This is a genomic window from Streptomyces sp. NBC_01260 (assembly GCF_036226405.1).
GTDB lineage: Bacteria > Actinomycetota > Actinomycetes > Streptomycetales > Streptomycetaceae > Streptomyces > Streptomyces laculatispora.
Genome location: NZ_CP108464.1, coordinates 8,245,257 through 8,268,215, shown reverse-complemented (window position 1 = coordinate 8,268,215; position 22,959 = coordinate 8,245,257). Strand labels below are relative to the sequence as shown.

Below are 22,959 nucleotides of genomic sequence, written 5' to 3'. Positions count from 1 at the left end.
CACCCGAGCACCCGAGCACCCGGCACGGCGAAGTGGCCGGCTGCGAGCGATGACCGGTGCCGAGCGATGACCGATGCACAATCGACGCATCGTGCTCCGAAGATGCGCGGATGGGAGCATGGGCACCGCGTCCACAGCGTCACCGCCTCCGCCGTCTCCGGGGTGAACCGGAGTCCCGTCACCGCATCCGGGCGCCTCAAGGAGCGCGACGCGCGACAACGAGGCACGGTGAACCGAGCAGCACCCCAGCCGATGCGGAGATCCCATGAGGAGCAACAGCACGGAGAAGCCCTTGCACTGCCTGGTGACGGGGGCCACCGGATACATCGGGGGCCGGCTGGTGCCGGAACTCCTGGAGGCCGGGCACCGGGTCCGCTGCATGGCGCGCAGCCCGGAGAAGCTGCGGGACTACCCATGGGCCGGGGATGTCGAGGTCGTGCGGGGTGATGTCACCGATGCGGCCACGGTCGCGTCGGCCATGGCGGACATCGGCGTGGCCTACTACCTGGTGCACGCGCTGACGACCGGCGCGGACTTCGAGGACACGGACCGGAGGTCGGCCACGGTCTTCGCCGAGTCGGCCCGCGCGCGCGGCGTCGGCCGGATCGTCTACCTCGGCGGCCTCACGCCACCAGGCGTACCCGAGCGGGAACTCTCGCCGCATCTGCGCTCGCGAGCCGAGGTCGGCAGGATCCTGCTGGATTCCGGGGTCCCGACCACCGCCTTGCGGGCAGCGGTCATCATCGGATCCGGGTCGGCCTCCTTCGAGATGCTGCGCTATCTCACGGAGCGGCTGCCGGTCATGGTGACGCCGAGCTGGGTGTCCACCCGGATCCAGCCGATCGCGGTCCGGGACGTGCTGCGCTACCTGGTCGGCAGCGCCCGGATGCCCCGGGAGGCGAGCCGTGTCTTCGACATCGGAGGGCCGGACATCATCACGTACCGCGAGATGATGCAGCGGTACGCGGAGATCGCGGCCCTCCCGCACCGGCTGATCCTGCCCGTCCCGATGCTGACGCCACGGCTGTCCAGCCACTGGATCGGGCTGGTCACGCCCGTTCCCCGGTCGATCGCGCGGCCGCTCGCCGAGTCGCTGCGGTACGAGGTCGTGTGCCAGGAGCACGACATCACGCAGTACGTGCCCGACGGGCCGGGGCAGCCCTTCACGTTCGAGAGGGCGCTGCGGCTGGCCCTCCAGCGGGTGCGCGAGGCCCAGGTCTCCACCCGGTGGTCCTCGGCGTCGGTGCCCGGGGTACCGAGCGACCCACTGCCCACCGACCCCGACTGGGCCGGCGGCAGTCTGTACTCGGATGTGCGGGAACTCGATGTGGACGCGTCGCCGGAGGCCCTCTGGAAGGTCATCGAGGGAATCGGCGGCGATCACGGCTGGTATTCGTTCCCGCTGGCCTGGGCCGTGCGCGGCTGGCTCGACCGGCTGGTGGGAGGGGTGGGCCTGCGCCGAGGGCGGCGGGACACCGACCGGCTCCGGGTGGGTGACTCCCTGGACTTCTGGCGGGTCGAGGAGATCGAGCCCGGTCGGCTGCTGCGGCTGCGCGCGGAGATGCGGCTGCCCGGCCTGGCGTGGCTGGAGATGTACGCGGAACGGGACGAGCGGGGCCGGGCGCACTACCGGCAGCGGGCCCTGTTCCATCCGCGCGGGCTGCTCGGCCATGCGTACTGGTGGAGCGTGTCGCCGTTCCACGCGATCGTGTTCGGCGGGATGGCCCGCAATATCGCCCGGGCTGCCGCGGCGGTGCCGTCTTCCTCGGGAGCGGGAGAACACGGCGCGTTGTCCCGGTGACCAATGCATCCGCCGAGGGCCTGCGGACGGAACAGGAGCACGTCCATGCCCCCGACCGGGAGTTGCGCCATGACCGTAGCGGTCGTCCTCTTCACCGCCGATCTCCGTCTGCACGACCATCCGCCGTTGCGGGCCGCGCTCGCGTCCTCGGACGAGATCGTGCCCCTGTTCGTCCACGACACGGGGATCGACGCGGTGGGGTTCGGCGCCCCAAACCGCCGCGCCTTCCTCGCCGACTGTCTGCGGGATCTCGACACGGGGCTGCGTGAGCGGGGCGGCCGGCTGGTGATCCGCTCGGGCGATGTGGTCGCCGAGGTGTGCCGGATCGTCTCCGAGACCGGTGCGGGCGACGTCCATCTGGCCGCGGGGGCCAGCGCCTACGCCCGTCGCCGCGAGGAACGGCTGCGGACGGCGCTGGAGTCCGGCGGGGGACGGCTGCACGTCCACGACGGCGTGGTCACCGCGGTCGCGCCCGGTGCCGTGACCCCCGCCGGCTCGGACCACTTCGCCGTGTTCACCCCGTACTTCAGGCGCTGGTCAGGGGAGCGGGTGCGTGATGCCTTCGGTGCGCCGCGTGCGGTGCGGGTGCCGGACGGTCCGGGGTCCCAGGACGTGCCGGTCCGCGCCGCGGTGCCCGGCGTCTCGGCGGGGCTCGCCGAGGGCGGTGAGCAGGAGGCCCGCAAGCGGTTCACGGCCTGGCGGCGCCACGGGCTCGCGGCGTACGAGGAACGGCACGACGACCTGCCGGGAGACGCGACGTCCCGCCTTTCGCCGCATCTGCACTTCGGCACCCTGTCCCCCGTGGAACTGATCCACCGGGCACGCGCGGCAGGTGGCGCCGGAGCCGACGCGTTCGTCCGGCAGCTGTGCTGGCGGGAGTTCCACCACCAGGTCCTCGCGGCCAGGCCCACGGCGGCCCGGCTGGACTACCGCACCCGGCACGACCACTGGCGGTCCGAGGCCGGTGCCGCCGAGGACATCGAGGCCTGGCGGCAGGGACGCACCGGCTACCCCGTGGTCGACGCCGCCATGCGCCAGCTCCGCCACGAGGGCTGGATGCACAACCGGGGACGGCTGCTCACGGCGGGCTTCCTGACCAAGACCCTGTACGTGGACTGGCGTGTCGGCGCACGGCACTTCCTGGATCTGCTGGTGGACGGTGACGTCGCCAACAATCAGCTCAACTGGCAGTGGATGGCCGGGACGGGGACGGACAGCCGCCCCAACCGGGTGCTCAATCCCGTGCTCCAGGCCAAGCGCTACGACCCGGACGGCGACTACGTGCGACGGTGGGTCCCGGAGCTGGCGGCACTGGCCGGACCCGCCGTGCACGAGCCGTGGAAGCTGCGCGGTGCGGAGCGCGCCCGCCTGGAGTATCCGGCTCCGGTGGTGGAACTGGCCGACGGACTGACGCGGTTCAGGCAGGCGCGCGGTCTGGAGTGAGTTCCGCGGACGCGCCCCCTCGCAGGACGGCGGGCACGGCACGCCGCACCGGGGACAACACGCCCCGCCGGGCCGCACGCCAGCGAAAATGCGGCCATGCCGACTTCCACCGCATCCACCGACCCGGCCGGCCGTGACTCCGTGGACGGGCCGCGCGGCCATGCGGCCCTGCTGCTCCTGTCGGCGGCGTCCGGGGCGGCGGACGCGTTCGTCTTCATCTGCGTCGGCCAGGTCTTCGCCGGGGTGATGACGGGAAACCTGGTCCTGCTGGGGGCCTCGGCCGCCGGGGCGGGCGAGGAGGGGGTGGCGCTGCGCGTGGTGACGGCGCTCGTCTCGTACGGCTGCGGGGTGGCCTGGGGTGCGGTGACGGGCGAGCGGGTATGGCGGCGGCTGCCGGTCATGCTGACGGTCGAGGTGGTACTGCTCGCCGCGGGTGCGGTGCTGTGGGGGCTGGATCTGATCACGTCGGACGCGGACCGGCTGGGCCTGCTGGCTCTCATGGGGCTCGCGATGGGGATCCAGGGCCGGATCCGTGCCACGCCGACGAACTACTTCACCGGAACGCTGACGTCACTCGTCGGCCGGCTGGCCATGGGGGCGTGGCGACGGGGTGACGGCTGGGTGGTCGGCCGGCTGGTCGCCGTGGTGGCGGGCGCCGCGGCGGCCGCACTCGCCGTGCGCGGCCGGCCGGACACCGGGGCCGTGGCGGCAGCCGCTCTCGCGGCGGCGGCGCTGCTGGTGGAGGCCGTACCGCGGCGGCGGTGAGCCGGCACGGGGGTGCCGCGTCCCGGCAAAGGGGAAGCCCCGGCCGGATCGGGGGAATCCAGCCGGGGCGGTTCTTGGTGTGGACGCTCAGCACGTCATCACATATAGGTGAACGATAAACCACCAACTTGTGTTCCCGGGAATCCGTGCCCCGGACTGTGATCCAGGGCACGGACGTGCAGGTCGCGCGGTGGTGCGCGTCACTTCTCGCCGACGGGCGCCCCACTGCCGTAGCGGCGGTTGAACTGCTCGATCCGGCCGGCGGTGTCCAGGACCTGCCGCGCTCCGGTGTAGAACGGGTGACTCGCCGACGACGTCTCCACATCGATGACGGGATAGCTCCGGCCGTCCTCCCACACCACTCGCTGCCCGGATTCGGCGGTCGAGCGGGTGAGGAAGGCCGCCCCCGCGGCACGGTCACGGAAGACCACCGGACGGGAGACGGGGTGAATACGGGACTTCATTGTGCGTACCTTCCTTGTCACCGAGGGCACAGGGGGGACGGACGACCGCCCCCCCCTCGAACCGCGAACGGCTCGTCGGTCAGCGCTCCTCGCGGAAGAGGACGTGCCGCCCGGCAGCGGGGTCGTACTTGCGCAGGACCAGCCGGTCGGGGCTGTTGCGACGGCTCTTGCGCGTCACATAGCTCTGCCCCGTCCCCGCGGTCGAGCGGAGCGTCACGACAGGACGGGCTTCACTTCGGGCCATGGCAACCTCCGTACTCGTGAACCGAATCCTCCCCTTGATGGGAACGGGATTCGTTTTCGTTCTGCCGGTGCAACGCCGGAGTGTCCGGGGGCATTCCCGCCCGGTTCGGGCCGGGGCCCCGGAGCGGGCCGACGCACGTCCGGCACTCCTCGGCGAGCCGTCACGCGAGGCCGTCACGATCGTTGACCGCAGTGCCCGGCACTGCGAACGACCGCCCGAGGAACGTGACCCATGCGCCTGAAGAACACGACCAGCAACTGCGGCCGGAACATGTACATCAAGCCGGCCATCGACAACGGCCCCGGCAGGCAGTGCTGGACCACTTTCCGCGGCGAGACCCTCAAGTGGACCTGGAAGGTGGGTTCGTACGGCCGTATCGCCGCCAGCTGACGCGGCGCGGCGGCACCGCCTCGACATCCAGCAGCACCCGGGCCGAAGCCCTCGCCCTCCGTGGGACTTCCGGCCCGCACATGCCCCGGCGCGTTCGGCTCAACCCGCGCAGAACAGGCGCACCGAACGTCTCCGCGCGCCGGATTTCTTGCGTCAACACCCTCCAAAAGCAAGGCTGTTCGAAAGATCGCGGCGGCACTCAGCCGCTGGCATATGCCAGCTGCAAGAACGCATCGAGTGTTGCCAAACCGCTTACGGGCCCCAGTCGGCTGTGCGACAGTCGTATTCGGTCCACCCTCAGACCTGGTTGTACCGCGCCTGTATCGGAGTACGTCATGCCGTCCCATCTGTCCGCGGACCGCCCCGCCCCCCAGCCGCCCGAGCGCGATGCCGTCGACGCGTTGATCAACCGGACGCGGCGGCTGCGCGGCGATGTGGACGCGGTGCGGCGCGACTCCGTGCTGGTCGACGAGGACGATCCGCAGCTGCGCTGGCAGCGCGCGCTCTGCGATCTGGCGGTCCATCACCTGGATGATCTCGGCGCGCACCTGGGACAGCTCAAGGAGGGTCTGCCGCCGGAGGCCGCGGAACAGCTCGTGGCCGAGCTGTCGCTGGGAGCAGGTCAGGAGACCGCCGACGAGGAGCGCGCGGGTTCGCTGATCGGCCGGGTGGGCAGCGCCGAGTGGAATCTGCTGACGGACGCGGTCAGCTGGTCCGACGAACTGCTCCAGATCTTCGGCCGGACCGCACAGGCCGGACCGCTCTCCTTGGATGATCTCCCTTCCGTGCTGTTCCCCGAGGACCAGGCCGTACTCACCGCGCTGGTGACGGACTGCCTGGTCGACGGGAAGCCGATAGACGGCGAGTTCCGGATCCAGCGCCCCGACGGGGGGACGCGGACGCTGCACATGACGGGCGAGCCCGTCCTCGACGCGGACGGCTGCACCGCTTCCATGTGGGCGGTCCTGCGCGACGTCAGCGAGCTGCGGCGCAGCCAGCAGGTGGTGCACCGCACCCATGACTCGCTCCGTCGTCAGCAGCACATCGACCGGACGGAACGCCGGCTCGCGGTCGAGCTGCACGAGGCCGTGCTCCCGCCGTGGCGAGGTTCGCTGCGCCTCCCGGACCAGGGGCCCGGAGCGCTGGACATCGCGGCCCACTACCTGCCCTCCGAGTCCAACGACCTGATCGGCGGCGGCTGGTACGACGCCATGGAGCTGCCGGACGGCAGGATGCTGCTCACGGTCGGCGATCTGACCGGTCACGGCATCCAGGCCACATCGGCCATGGCGATGATCCTCGGTGCGCTGCGCGGCATGGCGGTGGCCGGCATCGACCCCGGGGCCCTGATGGGGCATCTGAACCAGCTGCTGGAGACATCGATCCAGCCCGCTCTCGGCAGCGCGGTGTGCTGCCGATTCGACCCCGGGACCCGCACCCTGGACTGGGCGCAGGCCGGACACCCCGCACCGCTGCTGTTCCGCGACGGAACCGGGCGCCCGCTCCCTCAGCCCGACGGCGTACTGCTCGGAGCGGCCTCCGGGATCGCCTACGAGCAGGACGAGGCGCACCTGCTGCCCGGCGATGTACTGGTGCTCCACACCGATGGACTGGCCCGGACCAACGACGGGCGCAACGGCCTCCGTCCGGGCACGGAAGCACTGCTCGGACTTGCGCCGCGCTTCGCCGAGGCCCGCACGGCACAGGACTGTGTACGGACCGTCGCCGAGGAGTTCGGCGGCACCCGGCGACTGGACGACGCATGTGTGCTGATCGCCCGCATCGGGGCATAGGGCACAGACACACCGCGCGCGGAGGCAAGGGCACACGGAGAACACACGGCACTGGTACGAGAACGCCCGGCGGCCCATGGTGCGCTGTCCGGACAGGTGTTGAGGAACGGCGCCTCTTCCTGGTGGCGCCCTGGGGTCAGATCTCGGAACTCCTGGTCCGCTGTTTGATGAGGGAACTCTGCGGCAGCGAGCGCTCGATCTCCTCGCGCAGGTCCTCGATCTTCGCGTAGCCGGCGAACTGGCCCGTCAGCCGGTACATCTCGCGCAGCCGGTCCCAGGTGCGGTGCGAGGAGGTCTCCCCCATCGTCACCAGGGCGAGCCGGGCGTAGCGGTCTGCCTGCTCGGGGTCGTCGGCGATGAAGCATGCCGAGGCGAGCGAGATGTAGTCGAAGATCTTGGACCGCTGGCGCCCGTTGACCCGCAGTTCGAGTGCCTGCTTCGCGTGGCGCTGGGCCGTGGCGGCCGCCGAGGGTTCGTGCTCGGCCAGTGTGCGGAACGCCAGTGCCTGCATCCCGTGCAGATCCGCCTCGTCGAACATCTGCATCCAACTGGGGGGTGGGACATCGCCCTTGTCCGAGATGAAGAGTTCCTCGGCCCTGCCGAGGGTGCGCCGCATGGCCTGGCCCCGTCCCATGGAGGCCTGTGCCCAGGCCTCGATGGTGTGCAGCATCGCCTGGGTGCGCGGCAGGACCATGTCTCCCGAGCCGGACTGGGCGAGCTTCATGAGGTCGAGCGCGTCGTCCGGACGGCCCAGGTGGACCATCTGGCGGGCCGCCCTGGACAGGGCCTCGCCCGCGCGCGGCCGGTCGCCGCCCTCGCGCGCCGCGTGAGCCGCGATCACGAAGTACTTCTGGGCCGTTGGTTCGAGGCCGATGTCGTGGGACATCCACCCCGCGAGTACGGCGAGGTTGGCAGCCACGCCCCAGAGGCGGCGCTGCAGATGGTCGGGGTGGCGGTAGGCCAGCATGCCGCCCACCTCGTTGAGCTGGCCCACCACGGCCTTGCGCTGGAGGCCGCCGCCCCGGGAGGCGTCCCAGGCGCGGAACACCTCCACGGACCGTTCCAGCGCCTCGATCTCCTCCGAACCGATGGGCGCGGCCTCGTACCGGTCGAAACCGGCTGGGTCCGCGTGCACGGGGTCGTCGATGCGTGGGGCGTCGGCCGCCAGTACGGGGTCGGTGTGCAGCCAGTCGTGCATGGGGCCGGCGATGGTGGAGCCGGCGGCGAGCGCGGCGCTCGCGCTCACCAAGCCGCGTCGGTTGAGCATGAGGTCCATTCCCGTGAATTCGGTGAGGACCGCTGCCGTCCGCTCGGGCGCCCAGGGGAGTTGGTCGGGATTGTCTTCCGTCCCGGTCTCTCGCCGTTTCCCCACACGCCCGCGCCGGCCGAACCCGAGGTCCTCGATGGTCACGACACGACCGAGCCGCTCGGTGAACAGGACTTCCAGCACTTTGGGCACAGGATCACGGGGGGACTCCCCCATATCGATCCAGCGCCTCACCCGCGAGGTGTCGGTGGCGAGCTGGGGGTGGCCCATGGCCGCCGCCTGCCTGTTCACCATTCTCGCGAGTTCGCCCTTGGACCAGCCGGCAAGGCCGAACAGGTCCGACAGGCGGGTGTTGGGTTCTCCGGTCACGTCAAGCCCCCAGGTTCTCGGCTGTGTTGACAGTAACCCCCTGTCAGATGCCCTGCGACTATTCGCCAGGGTTCGCCAGGGTCCGCCACATGGTCTGCCACCCGCGCTCCGGTGTCAGGTAGGAAAGCGCCACCCCGCCCGGCAGCCCTAGGTACTCCCCAGGGTGCCGAACGGTCGCCGGCCGGGGCGGCGCACGCAACTTGTCGGCGCACGAAGGGATCTGTCTCGCCCATGTACACAGCATCGTCCTCCGTGTCCGCCCCGCCCCGGCCGCTCCGTCCCCTCGGGGCGGGCGGCGGGCCGTATCTCGACCCCCGCGCCGCAGTGCCGGCGCCCGGCATGGGTCGGGCCCGGCGCATGGCGGGGCCAGGCACTCAATCGCTCAGCGGAAGACTCGACCTGTCGGGTCCCCAGGGCGCGCAGCTGAGGATGGCCATCGCCTCGGTGCACCGGATCTGCCCGGAGTTCAATCCGGTCCAGGTGCTGCGGCGCAGCGGCCGTTCGGTACTGCTCGTCGGTTCCACCGGACGTACGACCGCGGTCGCCAAGTGCTTACTGGACCACTCGCCGGCGTGGTCGGAGCGGTTCCGCCACGAAATAGCGGCATACCGGGCGTTCGTCCGGCACCGCCCGCCGGTACGGGTTCCCCGGCTCATCGCGGCGGACCCGGAGAACTGCACCCTGGTCATCGAACGGATGCCCGGCCGGGTTGCGGCGCTGACCAGGCATCCGTCGGAGGCGCCGCCGCGGGCCGACCTGCGGGCGGTGCTCGGCGCGGTCAGCCGGGTCAACGCCTGGCGGCCGCCGGCCGGTCTCTTCGACGCCCCGCTGGACTACGCGGCGCGCATCTCGCGCTACCACGAGCTGGGTCTGTTCACCGACCGTGATCTGGGTGACCTGCAGAAGCTCCTCCACGGTCTGGCCCACGCGGGCGGCCGCCAGGGGATGGGGCAGTTCTGTCACGGTGACGCACTGCTCTCCAACATCCTGCTGTCGCCCACCGGCCCGGTACTGGTCGACTGGGAACATGCCGGCTGGTATCTGCCGGGATACGACCTGGCGACGCTGTGGGCCGTGCTGGGTGACGCGCCGGTGGCCCGGCGTCAGATCAGCCAGCTCGCTCAGGTCACGGGCCCGGCGGCGCGGGACGCGTTCCTGGTCAACCTGATGCTCGTACTGACACGGGAGATCCGTACGTACGAGACGGCCGTGCAGCGGGCCATACGGGACACCGCGGGCCCCAGAACCGGTCAGGACCGGCCGGGCGCACTGTCGTCGGGTGAGGAGCAGCGTCTGCTGCTGCGCCGGCTGCACGACGACTGCGCGATGGCCCGGCGGGCCGTACGAGCCGCGGTCGGCACTCGCTGACCCTCCACCGGGGATGCGCGCTGCGGGTCCGGTGCCGACACACCGGACCCGCAGCGCACTGAGGACGCGCCCGCCGCCGGACGGGCGCGTCGTCAGTGCGTGCGGACGATGTCCACGTCGGCAGCCTTCACAAAGGCGATGCGATGGCCGATCTGGACCGTCACGTACTTCTCCTTGCCCCGGAAGAACGAGTGGTCCAGCGGGTAGGAGGCATCGATCGTCGGGGCGTAGAAGAACCCGGTGGGCGCCTCCCCACCGCCGGGGTAGGACTGGCCGGCCTTGATCGTGTACTGGAGCGGCGTGCCCACCCGCTGGTCCGCGAAGCCGGCGGGGTACTCGGACTTGTCCGGGTACGCCACGCCGTACACCGGCACCTCGGCCCTGCCCGCCTTCGGCCTGACGACATGGCCCGCGGTGGGGGTGGTGGTGCGGGTGCGGGCGGGGGTCTCGAACCAGGCCTTCCGGCCGGACCACCAGATCGCCGTCCAGCCGGGCGCGTGACCGGCGACGACGGCCTGCTGAGTGGCGCTGATCTTGCTCCCCCAGTCGGCGGCGCAGTTGGTGCCGGGCGAACCGTCCGGATGCAGCCCCGGGTCGGAGAAGAGCGGTGCGTCGGTGGCGGGCTCCGTGTGGAGCGGGACGGCGCTGGAGCCCTGCACGGGCAGATCGACGCCCTTCTCGCAGTCGCGGAAGGCCTGCTTGTTGTCCTTGAACCGCGGGCTTACGGTGATGAGTTCGCTGCTCTTGCGGGCTGTCGGCACAGTGGGCCTGCCGAGCAGCGCCATGAAGCGGTTCCAGTCCCAGTAGGTGCCCGGGTCCCAGTGCATGCCCGCGGCGCCGGCGGCGCTGGTGGGCGGCACCCCGTCGTGGCCGATGATGTGCTGGCGGTCGAGCGGGATGTCGTACTTGGCGGCGAGGTAGCGCACCAGTGCGGCCGTCGAGCGGTACATCTCGGGGGTGTACCACTTGGCGCCGTCGACGGCGACGCCCTCCTGCTCGATGCCGATGGAGTTGGAGTTGACGTACCAGTTCCCGGCCTGCCAGGCGACGTCCTTGTTCTTCACCATCTGGGTGACGTGGCCGTCGCCGGAGCGCACCACGTAGTGGGCCGAGGTCTGCTTCAGCGGGTTCTGGAAGATCTTCAGGGTGGTGTCGAAGTCCTCCTCGGTGTCATGGAGGACAATGAATTTGATCTTGTTGCTGTGCGGCCGGTCCGCCGTGTCGTAGTTGCCGTACGTCTCCTTGTCGGCCGGGTCGCCGGTCTGCTGGTAGGCGGCCGGGACCCAGTCGCATCCGAGGCCGCGCGGACATTCCGGCCGCACCCCGTCCGCGCCGGCCTGCGCCCCGGGGCTGAGCAGCGCGAGACTCAGCGCGCCGACGGTGGTGAACGCGACCGCGAGTCCGGTCCTCTGCTTGGACGTCATGACAACCCTTCTTGGAGCTGTGCGTGTTCTGAGCCGTTCGTATCGCGAGGTGTTCGTGTTCCGATCTCTGCGTTCCGCTGTGCGCGCACACTCTGTGACCTGAGGTGAGAGCACGTCAAGAGCGCTGCGGTGGCCGCGGGTCGAGCCAGTGGACCAGACCACTGGCAGGGTCGCTGACCTGCGAAGGGCAATGGGCAACGGCTTTCTGGCGGTGCCGCGTTACCTGAGTTTTACGGAGCCGCCGGCCTGCCGGCGAAACGGCGGAACACTCCTCGAACGAGCGCACTTCTTGTGTGACTAATCGCGGTTGTGCGTGCCCCGAACGGCCGAAGGGTAGTGCTCGCGCGGACACGACCGAACCGCGTGACGCTCACGCGGAAGGCTCTCGGAAAGGCCGGACGCACATGGCTCAGCCCTTCACCCTGCCGGACTTCTATGTTCCGTATCCGGCGCGGCTCAATCCTCATGTCGAGGAGGCCCGACAGCACACCAAGGTGTGGGCGCGGACCATAGGGATGCTGGAGGGATCGGGTATCTGGGAGGAGAAGGACCTCGACTCCCACGACTACGCGCTGCTGTGCGCGTACACCCACCCCGACTGCTCGGCCGAGGCGTTGTCGCTGGTGACCGACTGGTACGTGTGGGTCTTCTTCTTCGACGACCACTTCCTGGAGCTGTTCAAGCGCACCCCGGACCGCAAGGGCGGTAAGCGGTATCTGGACCGGCTGCCCGCCTTCATGCCGATGGAGCGCGGTGCGCCGACGCCCGAGCCGGTGAACCCGGTGGAAGCCGGGCTGGCCGATCTGTGGGCGCGGACCGTGCCGGGCATGTCCGACGGATGGCGGGCACGGTTCGCCGAGGCGACGAAGAACCTGCTCAACGAGTCGATGTGGGAGCTCTCGAACATCGACGAGGGCCGCATCGCGAACCCCGTCGAGTACATCGAGATGCGCCGCAAGGTGGGCGGTGCCCCGTGGTCGGCAGGGCTGGTGGAGTACGCGGCCGGCGCCGAGGTACCCGACGCTGTGGCCGGTGAGCGGGCGCTGCGAGTGCTGCGCGACGCCTTCTCCGACGGTGTCCATCTGCGCAACGACCTCTTCTCTTACCAGCGTGAGGTCGAGGACGAGGGCGAGAACAGCAACGGTGTGCTGGTCCTTGAGCACTTCCTGGGCTGCTCGACACAGGAGGCCGCCGAGGCGGTGAACGATCTGCTGACGTCGCGGCTCCAGCAGTTCGAGAACACCGCGCTCACCGAACTCGGTCCGCTCTGCTCCGAGAAGGGGCTGGATCCCGCGCAGACCGCAGCGGTCCTGGCCTATGTCAAGGGCCTCCAGGACTGGCAGTCCGGCGGCCATGAGTGGCACATGCGCTCCAGCCGCTACATGAACGACGGAGGGGCCCAGCAGGCGACTCCGGGGTTCGGTATGGCGGCCGCGTCGATCCGGTTCACTCCCCGGTCGGAGTCGGCCAGGCTGCGGAGCCACACCTATCTGCCCTACCAGCACGTCGGCCCGTCCCTGCTGCCCGACTTCGACCTGCCGTTCGGCACGACGCTCAGTCCGCATCTGGCCGGGGCCCGGGTGCGGCTCGTCGGCTGGTCGTCCCGCATGGGCATCCTGGAGGCGCAGCCGGGGGTGCCGGGCTCGCACATCTGGGACGAGGAACGGCTGCTGGCGATCGACCTGCCGCTGTGCGCGGCCGGGATTCACCCTGACGCCACCCCGGACGAGCTCGACCTGTCCTCGCAGTGGCTGGCCTGGGGGACCTACGGCGACGACTGGTTCCCGGTGGTGCACGGGCGGGCCCGTGACCTCACCGGGGCCAAGGTGGCCAATGCGCGCCTGTCGCAGTTCATGCCGCTGGACGGGGCGGCGGCGCCCGAGCCGGTGAACGCGCTGGAGCGCGGGCTCGCCGATCTGTGGGAGCGCACGGCGGCGCCGATGGATGACAGCGGCAGGCGCGCCTTCCGCACCTGCATCGAGGACATGACGGCGAGCTGGGTGTGGGAGCTGGCGAACCAGGCGCAGAACCGGATTCCCGATCCGGTGGACTATGTCGAGATGCGGCGCATGACCTTCGGTTCGGATCTGACGATGAGTCTGTGCCGGCTCGGGCACGGCAGGAAGGTGCCCGCGGAGATCTACGCCAGTGGCCCGCTGCGCTCCCTGGAGAACGCCGCAGCGGACTATGCCGCACTGCTCAACGACCTGTTCTCGTACCAGAAGGAGATCGAGTACGAGGGTGAGGTGCACAACGGCGTCCTGGTGGTGCAGAACTTCTTCGGGGTGGACTATCCGACCGGGATGCGGCTCGTGTACGACCTGATGAAGTCGCGACTGCGGCAGTTCCTGCATGTCGCGGAGCACGAACTTCCCTTGCTGTACGACGACTTCGACCTGGACGACGAGGCGAGGGAGATCCTCGCGGGCTATGTGCGGGAGCTGAAGCACTGGCTCGCGGGCATCCTGATCTGGCACCGGGGCTGCCGGCGCTACCGCGAGGAGGATCTGCGGCGGGGCACGGCGGCCCCGTGGCACCTGAGTGGTCCCACGGGGCCCGGTACCTCTGCGGCTCGGGTGACCTCGCTGTTCGCTCAGCTCTCGGGGGTCAGGGTGTAGCTCTTTCCGGCACGCGCCCTGAAGGTCTTCTCGCCGCCGGCGAACAGGGTGCCGCTGACGGTCACCTCGCGGGTGCGGCTCGCCTTGAGCACCACACGGCGGGCCGTCCCCGCGGCCCACTCGATGTCGACGGTGAATCCGCCCCGGGCGCGCAGGCCGCGCACCGATCCGTCCGGCCAGCCGGCCGGGAGCGCGGGGAGGATCTCGACGGTGTCGTGCTGGCTCTGCAGCAGCATCTCCGCGACGCCCGAGGCGGCACCGAAGTTCCCGTCGATCTGGAACGGCGGGTGGGTGTCCCAGAGGTTGGGCAGGGTGGAGTTCTTCAGCTGCTCCGAGAGCATCTTGTGGGCGTGGTCGCCGTCGCCCAGCCGCGCCCAGAAGTTGATCTTCCAGGCCTTGGACCAGCCGGTGCCGCCGTCGCCGCGGGCGCCGAGGGAGACCTTGGCCGCTTCGGCCCAGCCGCTGCCGGCCTCGATCTGCCGGCCGGGGTGGAGGCCGAAGAGGTGGGAGACATGACGGTGGTCGTCGGCCGGGTCGTCCCGGTCGGCCTTCCACTCCTGGAGCTGGCCCCAGGAGCCGATCCGCAGGCCGGGGTCGAGCTGGTCCAGGGCCGTCTCCAGCCTGCCGCGGAAGGCTGCCGCGTCGCCGAGGGTGCGGGCGGCCTCCAGGGTGCTGGTGAGGAGGTCGTGGACGATCTGCTGGGACATCGCGGCACCGGCGGTGAAGTCCCCGTGCTCGGGTGAGTAGCTCGGGGTGACGACGAGGAGTCCGTCACGCGGGTCGGTGCGCAGATTGGCCAGCCAGAATTCCGCGGCCTCCTTCATCGCCGGATAGGCGGTGGAGCGCAGATAGGCGGTGGAGCCGCTGAACCGGTAGTGCTCGTACATCTGCTGGGTGAGCCAGGCGGCGGCCTCGGGGAACCAGAACGCGGTGGAGTAGTCGTGGACACCGGTGAAGCCGTACGGGTTGGTCTCGTTGTGCACGACCCAGCCGGCGGTCCCGAACATCTCCTTCGCCGTCCTGCGGCCCGGCTCGCGCATGGCCTCGATGTAGCGGTCGTAGGGAGCGGTGGTCTCGGCGAGGTTGGTGACCTCGGCGAGCCAGTAGTTCATCTGGAGGTTGATGTTGCTGTGGTAGTCGGCCGACCAGGGCGGGGTCGTGGAGTTGTTCCAGACGCCCTGGAGGTTGGCGGGCAGCGAACCCTCGCGCGAGGAGGCGATCAGCAGGTAGCGCCCGTACTGGAAGAAGAGCGCCTCCAGGGCCCGGTCGGCGGGGCTGCTGCCTCCGGTGTACCCGCTGAGCAGCTGGTCGGTGGGCAGGTCGGGCAGTTGCTGGCCGATGTCGAGCGCCACCCGGTCGAAGAGGGCGCGGTGGTCGCTCGTGTGGGTGTCGCGGACGCGTTCGTACGTGGTGCCGGCCGCGGCGTCGACGGCGGCGGTTACCTTGGCGTGCGGGTCAGCGCCCCGGTAGGCCGGATAGGTGTCCGCGTAGTCGGTGCCCGCGGCGAGGAAGAACCAGGCGCTGTCGGCGCCGGTGACGGTGAGGCTGCCGTCGGCGCCGGCGGTGAGGGTGCCGCCCTTGGTGCGGACCCGGATCTGGGCCTCGAAGCGGAGCCCGTTGTCCTTGAGCGCTCCGCGGACGGTGAGCCGGTCCCCGGCGGCGGAGGCGGTGAAGTCGCTGCGCGGCGAGGTGTAGCGCAGGGTGAAGGTCACCCGTCCCGGCCGGTCCGCCGTGAGCCGTCCGCCGATGACCCCGCCCGGGTGCGAGACGAAGTACTCCCTGCTGTGGGCGGCCCCTTCCCGGGTGTAGCCGACGGTCGCGAGTGCGGTGCGCAGGTCCAGGCTGCGTCGGTAGGAGGCGTCGGGGGCGGCCGGGGCGCCCGGCACGTCGAGGAGCAGGTCCCCGAAGACCTGGTAGGCGCCGTAGCCGCGGCGCCCCTGTCCGAGTTCGGCGGCCACGGCGTCGGGGCCGAGGGCGCCCTCGCTGTCGAGGCGCCTGCGGACGTCGGCGAGAGCGTCGGGCCTGGGGGCGGTCCAGTTCCCGAAGTCGTATCCCTCGGCCGAGCCGGGTCCGCCGGACCACAAGGTCTTCTCGTTGAAGGTGAGACGTTCGGTGGCGAGCGTGCCATGGACGCTCGCACCGAGGGCCCCGCCCCCGATGGGCAGGGATTCGCGCTCCCAGCCGGCGGCGGGGGCGAGGTAGTGGAGTACCGGGTTCGGTAGCGCCTTCTTGCCTCTCAGCTTCGCCGATTCATCGGAGGTACCGACGGCGGCTGCCGTGCCGGCGAGAGCCGGAACTCCCAGCGCCAGAGCCCCTGTTGCGCCGATCGCTGTCTTCACTGTGGTGCGTCGCGTCATCCCGGATGTCATGCCGAACGACGCTAGAGGTCCGACGACTCCCAGGACAAGACGCATGACAAAGCGGCCTCTTGGACAGAGGCCGTGTGTACTTGGACGGAAGTGCCGCCACCGGGCCGGACAGCGCGGGCCGCGCGGCGGGCCGGCCGCGCGTGCGGCTCAGCCCTGCTGGAAGAGCTCCGCGGGCAGCGGCTTCAGGAGGGTGTAAAGATCGTCGGTGATCGGACGGTCCCAGCTGGCGATGGTGACGAGCACGCCGTCGCTGCGGTCGAACTGGACACAGGCGATCCGGCTCTCGGAGAGCTTGACCCGGCGGACGATCAGCAGGTTGTCGCCCTGCATCACGGGCATGTCCTCGGTCCCGGTGACCTCGACCGGCTCGTCGTTCTCCAGCGCGAGCAGCAGCTGGGCCACCTCGAAGGGGACCTGGCCCTCCTCGGTCTCGCGGGCGGGCGAGCCCTCCGGGAGATTGCCGATGATCATCGCGGGGCCGCGGCCGCCGAACAGGTCGTAGCGGAGGAAGACGCCCTGACAGCTCCCGTCGGGGGCGGGCAGCAGACCGGCGCCGAGGTTGCCGGGCCAGTCCCCCGGGTCCATGGCCAGGACGTCGAAGTCGGGGCCCGCGGGTGTGGCGGCGCTACGGCGGCGGAGGAAGGACATGGAGACATGTTACGTGGCCGGGCTCACGTCGCGGAGCCGGGCCCACAGGGGCCCGGACGGCGCCGGAGGCGCACGCCCGCCCGGATGTCCCGCTACGCCGGACGGGTACGCGGCCGTTCCCCGGCACACGGTGATCCTCCGGCATCCTGTCACCCCGCGTCCGACTCCGAGGCCAGCGTCTCCAGTACGGCGACGGCCTCGGCGGCGCGGCCGTGCGGGACGAAGAGGTGGTCATGGTGGAATCCGGCCACCACATTGCAGCTGATCCCCGCGTCGGTGAGGGCGAGGGACACCGCGGCGGTCAGCCCCACGGCGTCCAGCGAGGAGTGCACACGGAGCGTGATCCAGCCCGCCGGGTAGGAGTGGTCCAGTCCGGCCGCCACGGCCTGGGCCTCGGGGAGCACCAGCGTGAGCCCCTCGGTCTCACTGACCGTGACGACGGGGGCGGCTTCGGCGGGCACCACGCCGTCGGGCACGGTCGCGAAGACGTAGCGGCCGGGGTGCAGCTCCGGGCGCAGGTCGCTCAGCAGGGTTCGAAGATCACTCTCGGCGGTCACACCCCCACGCTACCTACGGCGTGCGGTGTCGCTCGTGATGGCGTGCGACGCGGGCGCGGTTGCCGCAGGAGGGCTTGCACCACTCCTGGCGCGGGTGCTCCTTGACGAAGTAGCGCACGCAGCGAGGGGCGTGGCAGGCCCGCAGGGCCGTACGGTCGGGCCCGGTCAGGAATCCGATGACGGCGCGGGCGAGCGCGGCGGGGAGCGCGTCCGCGGCCGAGCCCCCGGCAGGGTGGTCACGGACGACGGGTTCGCCGTCCCGCGGCCAGTCCAGGCGCGGCGCGGCGGGAACGGCGGCGGCCGCCTCGTTCAGCCGGCCGAGCGCCGCCTCGACGGGGATCAGCCGTGCGGCGTCGGCGGGGCTCGGCTCGCCGGGGCGCACGGCGCGGGCGAAGAGCGCTCGCGCGGCGGCGCGCAAGGACCGTACGGCGGCGAGGTCCGCGCCGTCGGCCGTCCAGAGGTCGGGGGCCGCGACCCGGCCGAGCAGGGCGGGCCGATCACGGACCCAGCGGGTCAGGCCGGCCGGGCTGTCCAGGTCGTCGGCGACGCCGCCCCGCCCGTCGTGGCGGATGGTGAGGGCGAGGTCGAGCGCGAGCCGGCTGTCGGGCTCACGGCTGTTGGTCATGCGACTGTCGGTCACACGCTAATGGTAGCGTCACGCCCTACCATTAGCCGAAGACCGCTCCTGCCGGGTGTGCGGTCCGGGGGCACCGCGAGGGAGGACGGCATGACCGGATTGCGGAAGCTGCTGCGCGACATCGAGGTGTTCGAGGGTGAGTTGCCCGTGTTCGATCCGCGGGCGGCGCCGGAGGACCCGGCCGAGCTGTTCACCCAGTGGCTGCTGCACGCACTGGATGCCGGGGTCCGGGAGCCGCACGCGATGACCCTCTCCACGGCGGGCGCGGACGGGAATCCGACGGCCCGCACCCTCATCCTCAAGGACGTCACCGCCCAGGGCTGGCAGTTCGCCTCGGACTCGGGCGGCGTCAAGGGACGCGATCTCGCGGCCCGGCCCTATGCCGCGCTCACCTTCTACTGGTCACCGCTGGCCCGGCAGGTCCGGGTGCGCGGCCCGGTGGTCGCGGAGAGCGCCGAACTGAGCGCCGCCGACTTCCGGGCCCGTGGAGCGGGGGCGAGGGCGGAGACGCTGACCGGCCGGCAGAGCAGCCCGCTGAGTGGTCCCGCCGAGCGCGACGCGGCGGTACGGCGGTCGCTGGAACGCCTGGAGCGGGAGCCGGATCTCGTACCGCCGGACTGGACGCTGCACACCGTGCGGCCGCAGAGCGTGGAATTCTGGCAGGGAGATCCGCAGCGTAGGCACACCCGGCTCAACTACCGCTCCCATCCTGGTGGTTGGGTGCGCGAGCTGCTGTGGCCGTGAGCAGTACCGGTCCCGGACGGGCCGCGGTGGTGCGGCCCGTCCGGGAGGGGTGCGGTCAGCGCGTGGGCGGTTCGGCCCCGACCAGCCACATCGAGAAGAACTGCGCCCCGCCGCCGTAGGCGTGGCCGAGCGCCCGGCGTGCGCCGTCCACCTGGTGCTCCCCCGCCCGTCCGCGCACCTGGAGAGCCGCCTCGGCGAAGCGGATCATTCCGGAGGCGCCGATGGGATTGGTGGACAGCACCCCGCCCGAGGGGTTCACCGGCAGGTCGCCGTCGAGTTCGGTGACTCCGGCCTCGGTGAGCTTCCAGCCCTCGCCCTCGTCGGCGAAGCCGAGGTTCTCCAGCCACATCGGCTCGTACCAGGAGAACGGGACGTACATCTCGACGGCGTCGATCTCCCGGCGCGGGTCGCTGATCCCGGCCTGCCGGTAGACATCGGCCGCGCAGTCCTTGCCGGCCTGCGGCGAGACGAAGTCCTTGCCCGCGAAGAGGGTCGGTTCGCTGCGCATCGCGCCCCCGTGCACCCAGGCGGGCGGATGCGGCGAACGGTCCGCGCCGGTGCGGTCGGTGAGGATCATCGCACAGGCCCCGTCCGAGGACGGGCACGTCTCGGAGTAGCGGATGGGGTCCCAGAGCATCGGTGCGGACTGGACCTTCTCCAGGGTGATGTCCGGGTCATGGATGTGCGCGTACGGGTTCTTCAGCGCGTTGCGCCGGTCCTTGTAGGCGACGAGGGAGCCGACGGTGTCGGGCGCCCCGGTGCGCCGCATGTAGGCACGCACATGCGGGGCGAAGAAGCCGCCCGCACCGGCCAGCAGCGGCTGCTGGAACGGGATGGGCAGCGAGAGGCCCCACATCGCGTTGGACTCCGACTGCTTCTCGAAGGCGAGGGTGAGGACGGTGCGGTGCACGCGTGCGGCGACGAGGTTGGCGGCGACGAGCGCCGTCGAGCCGCCGACGGATCCGGCCGTGTGGACCCGCAGCATCGGTTTGCCGACCGCGCCGAGGGCGTCGGCGAGGTAGAGCTCCGGCATCATCACGCCCTCGAAGAAGTCGGGGGCCTTTCCGATGACCACGGCGTCGATGTCCGCCCAGGTCAGCGCGGCGTCCTGGAGGGCGCGGACGGCGGCCTCGCGGACGAGTCCGGCGAGGGAGACGTCGCGGCGGGCGGCGACGTGCTTGGTCTGGCCGATGCCGACGACGGCCACGGGTTCCTTAGGCATGAGTGCTCTCCCCTTCGAGGACGGCGACCAGGTTCTGCTGGAGGCAGGGGCCGGACGTGGCGTGGGCGAGCGCCCGGTCGGACTCGCCGCGGTGGATGCGGGCGGCGGCCTCACCGAGCCGGATCAGCCCCGCGGCCATCAGCGGGTTGGCGGCGAGCGCGCCGCCCGACGGGTTCACCCGGACCCGGTCGTCGAGCCCGAGCGCCTTGCGCAGCACCACTTCCTGGGAGCTGAACGGGGCGTGCAGTTCGGCGGTGTCGACGGGCCGTTCGAAGACCCCGGCCCGTTCGGCGGCGAGCCGGGTCGACGGGGACTCGGTGAGCTCGCGCACCCCGAGGCCGTGGGCCTCGATGCGGTGGTCGATGCCGCGGATCCAGGCGGGCCGCTCGCACAGCGCCCGCGCGGTGTCCCCGGCGGCGAGGATCACGGCGGCGGCGCCGTCGCCGATGGGCGGGCAGTCGCCGGTGCGCAGCGGCCGCACGAGGTAGTCACCGGCCGGCACGGCGCCGCTGAGCTGGGCGTGCGGGTTGTCCGACGCGGCCTCGCGGCTGCGGGCGGCGAGGGCCGCGAGCGCGGCCTCGTCGGTGTCGCCCGCGTCGATGAGCGCCTGGGCCTGGAGTGCGGCGAGCGCGACGGAGTCGGGCCACAGGGGGGCGGTGTAGTACGGGTCGAGCTGCCGGGTGAGTACGTCGCGCACCTGGCCGGGTGAGGACTTCCCGTACGCGTAGACGAGTGCGGTGTCCGCCTCACCGGTCTGGATCTTCACCCAGGCCTCGTACAGGGCCCAGGCCCCGTCCATCTCCACATGGGACTCGGAGATCGGCGGGTGCGCGCCCACGCCGTCGAGCGCCATGGTGAAGGAGAAGGCGCGGCCCGCCAGGTAGTCGCTGGAGCCGGAGCAGGTGAAGCCGATGTCGCTGGTCCTGAGGCCGGTCGTGTCGAGGACCTGGTGCAGGACGGGCATCAGCATCTCGACTTCGGAGAGTTCGTCGGTGCGCCGCAGGTGGTCGGTCTGCGCGAAGGCGACGATCGCTACGTCCCGCATCTAGACCAGCTCCTTGTACACGTCGTAGTCGGCGTCCGGTTCGCCGGTCGGCCGGTAGTGGTCGGGGTGGCGGCTGCCCTCGGTCCATACGGGCTCGACGCGCAGGCCCATCCGCACCTGGTCGTACGGGATGCCGCCGATCCGTGCGTGCAGGGCGAGGTCGGCGCCGTCCAGGGCGATGTGCGCGTAGACGTAGGGAACCTCGATGTCGAGGTTCTTCGCCTTGATGTTGACGACGCAGTAGGTGGTGACCGTGCCGCGCGGTCCGACCTCGACCCGTTCGTCGGTGGCGACGCCACAGGTGGGGCAGGCGCCGCGGGGCGGTACGTACACCTTGCGGCAGGACGGGCAGCGCTCGCCGACGACGCGCCGGCCCTCCAACGCCTCGAGGTAGGCGCTCTGGGCGCGGCCCGGGGTGTAGGTGTAGTCGAGGCGGGCGGGGGTGACGATGCCGGTGACGGGGTCGGCGAACTCGCCTTCGTGCGGGACGGGTTCGCCGGGCTCGCTCTCGTGCGGCTCGAAGCAGGCGATGTCCGTGATGGCGCCGGTGCGGGCCTCGGCCCAGCGGACGCGTACGCGCATGCCGGTGCGGACGGCTTCGGGTCCGGGTGCGTCCAGGACGTGGAGGAGTGCGGTGTCGGCCCCGTCGAGCCGTACGAGCACCCAGGCGAAGGGGGTGTCCAGGGGCTGGTCGCGGCGGGGCCGCGGGTTCCAGGCCCAGGTGGTGACCGTGCCGGTGGCGGCGACCTCCACCAGGTCGTGGATCTCCTCCGCGGTGACGGGGTCGTACTCGACGGGCGGGACCAGGATCTTGCCGTCACCGGTCCGTACGCCGAGCACGGTACGTTCGCGCAGTCCGGTGAGGAAGGCGCTCTGGACCGGGCCGAGGGAGCGGGTGAAGGGGAATTCGACCACCAGCGGTGCGCTGAGGACGTCGGGCACGGTTGCCTCCTTGGTTCAGGCCCGCCGGTAGACGGGCGGGCGCTTCTCGGCGAAGGCGCGGGCGCCCTCCTTGGCGTCGGCGGTGGCGAAGACGGGCCAGCCGCGCTTCAGTTCGGCGGCGAGGCCGTCGGTCTCGGTCATCTCCGCTGTCTCGTACACCGATGCCTTGACCTCTTCGACGGCGAGCGGGCCGCAGGCGTTGATCTGTTCGGCGACGGCGAGGGCCGCCTCCAGTGCGGTGCCGTCGGGGACGACCCGGCCGATCAGTCCGATCCGGGCCGCTTCCCCGGCGTCGTACGGCCGGCCGGTGAGCAGCATTTCGAGCGCGTGGGTCCGGGCGATCTGGCGGGGCAGCCGAACGGTCGAGCCGCCGATGGGGAAGAGCCCGCGCCTGACCTCGAAGAGGCCGAAGGTGGCGCTCTCGCCGGCGATGCGGATGTCGGTGCCCTGCAGGATCTCGGTGCCGCCCGCCACGCAGTGCCCCTCGACGGCGGCGATGACCGGTTTGCGCGGGCGGTGGTGGCGCAGCATGGCCTTCCAGTGCAGGTCGGGGTCGGCCGTCATCCGGTCCCGGTACTGCTCGCCGTCCATGCCGTCCCCGGCGAGGGCCTTGAGGTCCATGCCGGCGCAGAAGCAGCCGCCGGCGCCGGTGAGGACGACGGAGCGGATCTCCTCGTCCGCGTCCGCGGCCAGCCAGCCGTCGTACAGGCCGACGAGCATCGGCAGCGAGAGCGCGTTCTTGCTCTGCGGCCTGTTCAAGGTGAGCACCAGTGTGGCGCCTTCGCGCTGCACGGTGAGGTGTTCCGTACCGCCCATGGTCTGTCTCCCGTCTCAAGGCTAGAACAGGTT

Annotated in this window: 19 protein-coding genes and 1 pseudogene; 8 read left to right on the top strand and 12 right to left on the bottom strand. The window is 71.3% G+C overall.

Annotation, left to right across the window (positions count from 1 at the left end; genetic code table 11):
• The first annotated feature begins 265 nt into the window (after window positions 1-265).
• The 3 genes and pseudogenes from OG322_RS36780 (at window position 266) to OG322_RS36770 (ending at window position 4,121) form a co-directional block, all read left to right on the top strand.
• On the top strand, window positions 266-1,801 hold the full coding sequence (locus OG322_RS36780; protein ID WP_329307510.1) for an SDR family oxidoreductase: 1,536 nt from the start codon (window positions 266-268) through the stop codon (window positions 1,799-1,801).
• Window positions 1,802-1,870: 69 nt separating this feature from the next.
• On the top strand, window positions 1,871-3,244 hold the full coding sequence (locus OG322_RS36775; RefSeq protein ID WP_124286387.1) for a cryptochrome/photolyase family protein: 1,374 nt from the start codon (window positions 1,871-1,873) through the stop codon (window positions 3,242-3,244).
• Window positions 3,245-3,415: 171 nt separating this feature from the next.
• Window positions 3,416-4,121 (top strand): annotated as a pseudogene (locus tag OG322_RS36770) (YoaK family protein).
• Window positions 4,122-4,209: 88 nt separating this feature from the next.
• Here OG322_RS36770 and OG322_RS36765 read toward each other — a convergent pair.
• Window positions 4,210-4,473 carry a type B 50S ribosomal protein L31 gene (locus tag OG322_RS36765; protein ID WP_123466862.1) on the bottom strand — a complete coding sequence of 88 codons (264 nt, stop codon included), beginning with the start codon at window positions 4,471-4,473 and terminating at the stop codon, window positions 4,210-4,212.
• 79 nt (window positions 4,474-4,552) lie between these two features.
• Complete coding sequence (rpmG, locus tag OG322_RS36760; protein WP_123466864.1) at window positions 4,553-4,717, bottom strand: 50S ribosomal protein L33; 165 nt, start codon at window positions 4,715-4,717, stop codon at window positions 4,553-4,555.
• 231 nt (window positions 4,718-4,948) lie between these two features.
• On the opposite strand from rpmG, the gene OG322_RS36755 reads away from it, so the two are divergent.
• Both OG322_RS36755 and OG322_RS36750 read left to right on the top strand, forming a co-directional pair.
• Window positions 4,949-5,107: a hypothetical protein gene (locus OG322_RS36755; RefSeq protein ID WP_164494570.1), complete on the top strand. Its 159-nt coding sequence runs from the start codon at window positions 4,949-4,951 to the stop codon at window positions 5,105-5,107.
• Between the two features lie 335 nt (window positions 5,108-5,442).
• The gene (locus tag OG322_RS36750) at window positions 5,443-6,900 is read left to right on the top strand and encodes a PP2C family protein-serine/threonine phosphatase (protein ID WP_329307509.1); all 1,458 of its coding nucleotides are present in this window, start codon (window positions 5,443-5,445) and stop codon (window positions 6,898-6,900) included.
• 136 nt (window positions 6,901-7,036) lie between these two features.
• Here OG322_RS36750 and OG322_RS36745 read toward each other — a convergent pair whose 3' ends face one another.
• Window positions 7,037-8,536 (bottom strand): DNA-binding protein NsdB, encoded by a 1,500-nt coding sequence (locus OG322_RS36745; RefSeq protein WP_123466868.1) that lies wholly within the window; start codon window positions 8,534-8,536, stop codon window positions 7,037-7,039.
• Between the two features lie 231 nt (window positions 8,537-8,767).
• Here OG322_RS36745 and OG322_RS36740 point away from each other — a divergent pair, with 231 nt between their 5' ends.
• Window positions 8,768-9,904, top strand: coding sequence for an aminoglycoside phosphotransferase family protein (locus OG322_RS36740; RefSeq protein ID WP_123466870.1), 1,137 nt, complete (start codon window positions 8,768-8,770; stop codon window positions 9,902-9,904).
• A gap of 92 nt (window positions 9,905-9,996) precedes the next feature.
• Here the strand turns inward: OG322_RS36740 and OG322_RS36735 are convergent, their stop codons facing one another.
• On the bottom strand, window positions 9,997-11,328 hold the full coding sequence (locus OG322_RS36735; protein ID WP_123466872.1) for an N-acetylmuramoyl-L-alanine amidase: 1,332 nt from the start codon (window positions 11,326-11,328) through the stop codon (window positions 9,997-9,999).
• A 404-nt stretch (window positions 11,329-11,732) separates the two neighbouring features.
• On the opposite strand from OG322_RS36735, the gene OG322_RS36730 reads away from it, so the two are divergent.
• Complete coding sequence (locus OG322_RS36730) at window positions 11,733-13,946, top strand: terpene synthase family protein (protein WP_124286385.1); 2,214 nt, start codon at window positions 11,733-11,735, stop codon at window positions 13,944-13,946.
• Here the strand turns inward: OG322_RS36730 and OG322_RS36725 are convergent.
• The 4 genes from OG322_RS36725 to OG322_RS36710 all read right to left on the bottom strand — a co-directional run bounded on the left by OG322_RS36725 (window position 13,922) and on the right by OG322_RS36710 (window position 18,145).
• The gene (locus tag OG322_RS36725; protein WP_123466877.1) at window positions 13,922-16,303 is read right to left on the bottom strand and encodes a glycoside hydrolase family 95 protein; all 2,382 of its coding nucleotides are present in this window, start codon (window positions 16,301-16,303) and stop codon (window positions 13,922-13,924) included. The genes OG322_RS36730 and OG322_RS36725 overlap by 25 nt on opposite strands.
• A 159-nt stretch (window positions 16,304-16,462) precedes the next feature.
• On the bottom strand, window positions 16,463-16,963 hold the full coding sequence (locus OG322_RS36720; protein ID WP_073738907.1) for a hypothetical protein: 501 nt from the start codon (window positions 16,961-16,963) through the stop codon (window positions 16,463-16,465).
• Window positions 16,964-17,112: 149 nt separating this feature from the next.
• Entirely contained in the window at window positions 17,113-17,520 is a 408-nt protein-coding gene (locus OG322_RS36715) for an ACT domain-containing protein (protein WP_123466879.1), read from the bottom strand.
• A 13-nt stretch (window positions 17,521-17,533) separates the two neighbouring features.
• Window positions 17,534-18,145 carry a CGNR zinc finger domain-containing protein gene (locus tag OG322_RS36710; protein ID WP_123466881.1) on the bottom strand — a complete coding sequence of 204 codons (612 nt, stop codon included), beginning with the start codon at window positions 18,143-18,145 and terminating at the stop codon, window positions 17,534-17,536.
• Between the two features lie 102 nt (window positions 18,146-18,247).
• Between OG322_RS36710 and OG322_RS36705 the strand changes: the two genes are divergently transcribed.
• A complete protein-coding gene (locus OG322_RS36705; RefSeq protein ID WP_329307508.1) occupies window positions 18,248-18,901 on the top strand; it encodes a pyridoxine/pyridoxamine 5'-phosphate oxidase in 654 nt (217 codons plus the stop codon).
• Window positions 18,902-18,956: 55 nt separating this feature from the next.
• On the opposite strand, the gene OG322_RS36700 is transcribed toward OG322_RS36705, so the two are convergent.
• Genes OG322_RS36700 through OG322_RS36685 form a run of 4 tightly spaced genes read right to left on the bottom strand, consistent with a single transcriptional unit; the run spans window position 18,957 to window position 22,926 of the window.
• The gene (locus OG322_RS36700; protein WP_207316893.1) at window positions 18,957-20,123 is read right to left on the bottom strand and encodes a thiolase domain-containing protein; all 1,167 of its coding nucleotides are present in this window, start codon (window positions 20,121-20,123) and stop codon (window positions 18,957-18,959) included.
• Window positions 20,116-21,168, bottom strand: a complete 1,053-nt coding sequence (locus OG322_RS36695; RefSeq protein WP_123466887.1) for a thiolase domain-containing protein — start codon at window positions 21,166-21,168, stop codon at window positions 20,116-20,118. The genes OG322_RS36700 and OG322_RS36695 overlap by 8 nt, the downstream gene beginning before the upstream one ends.
• Entirely contained in the window at window positions 21,169-22,110 is a 942-nt protein-coding gene (locus OG322_RS36690) for a Zn-ribbon domain-containing OB-fold protein (RefSeq protein ID WP_123466889.1), read from the bottom strand.
• 15 nt (window positions 22,111-22,125) lie between these two features.
• On the bottom strand, window positions 22,126-22,926 hold the full coding sequence (locus OG322_RS36685; protein ID WP_123466891.1) for a crotonase/enoyl-CoA hydratase family protein: 801 nt from the start codon (window positions 22,924-22,926) through the stop codon (window positions 22,126-22,128).
• Between the last annotated feature and the right edge of the window lie 33 nt (window positions 22,927-22,959).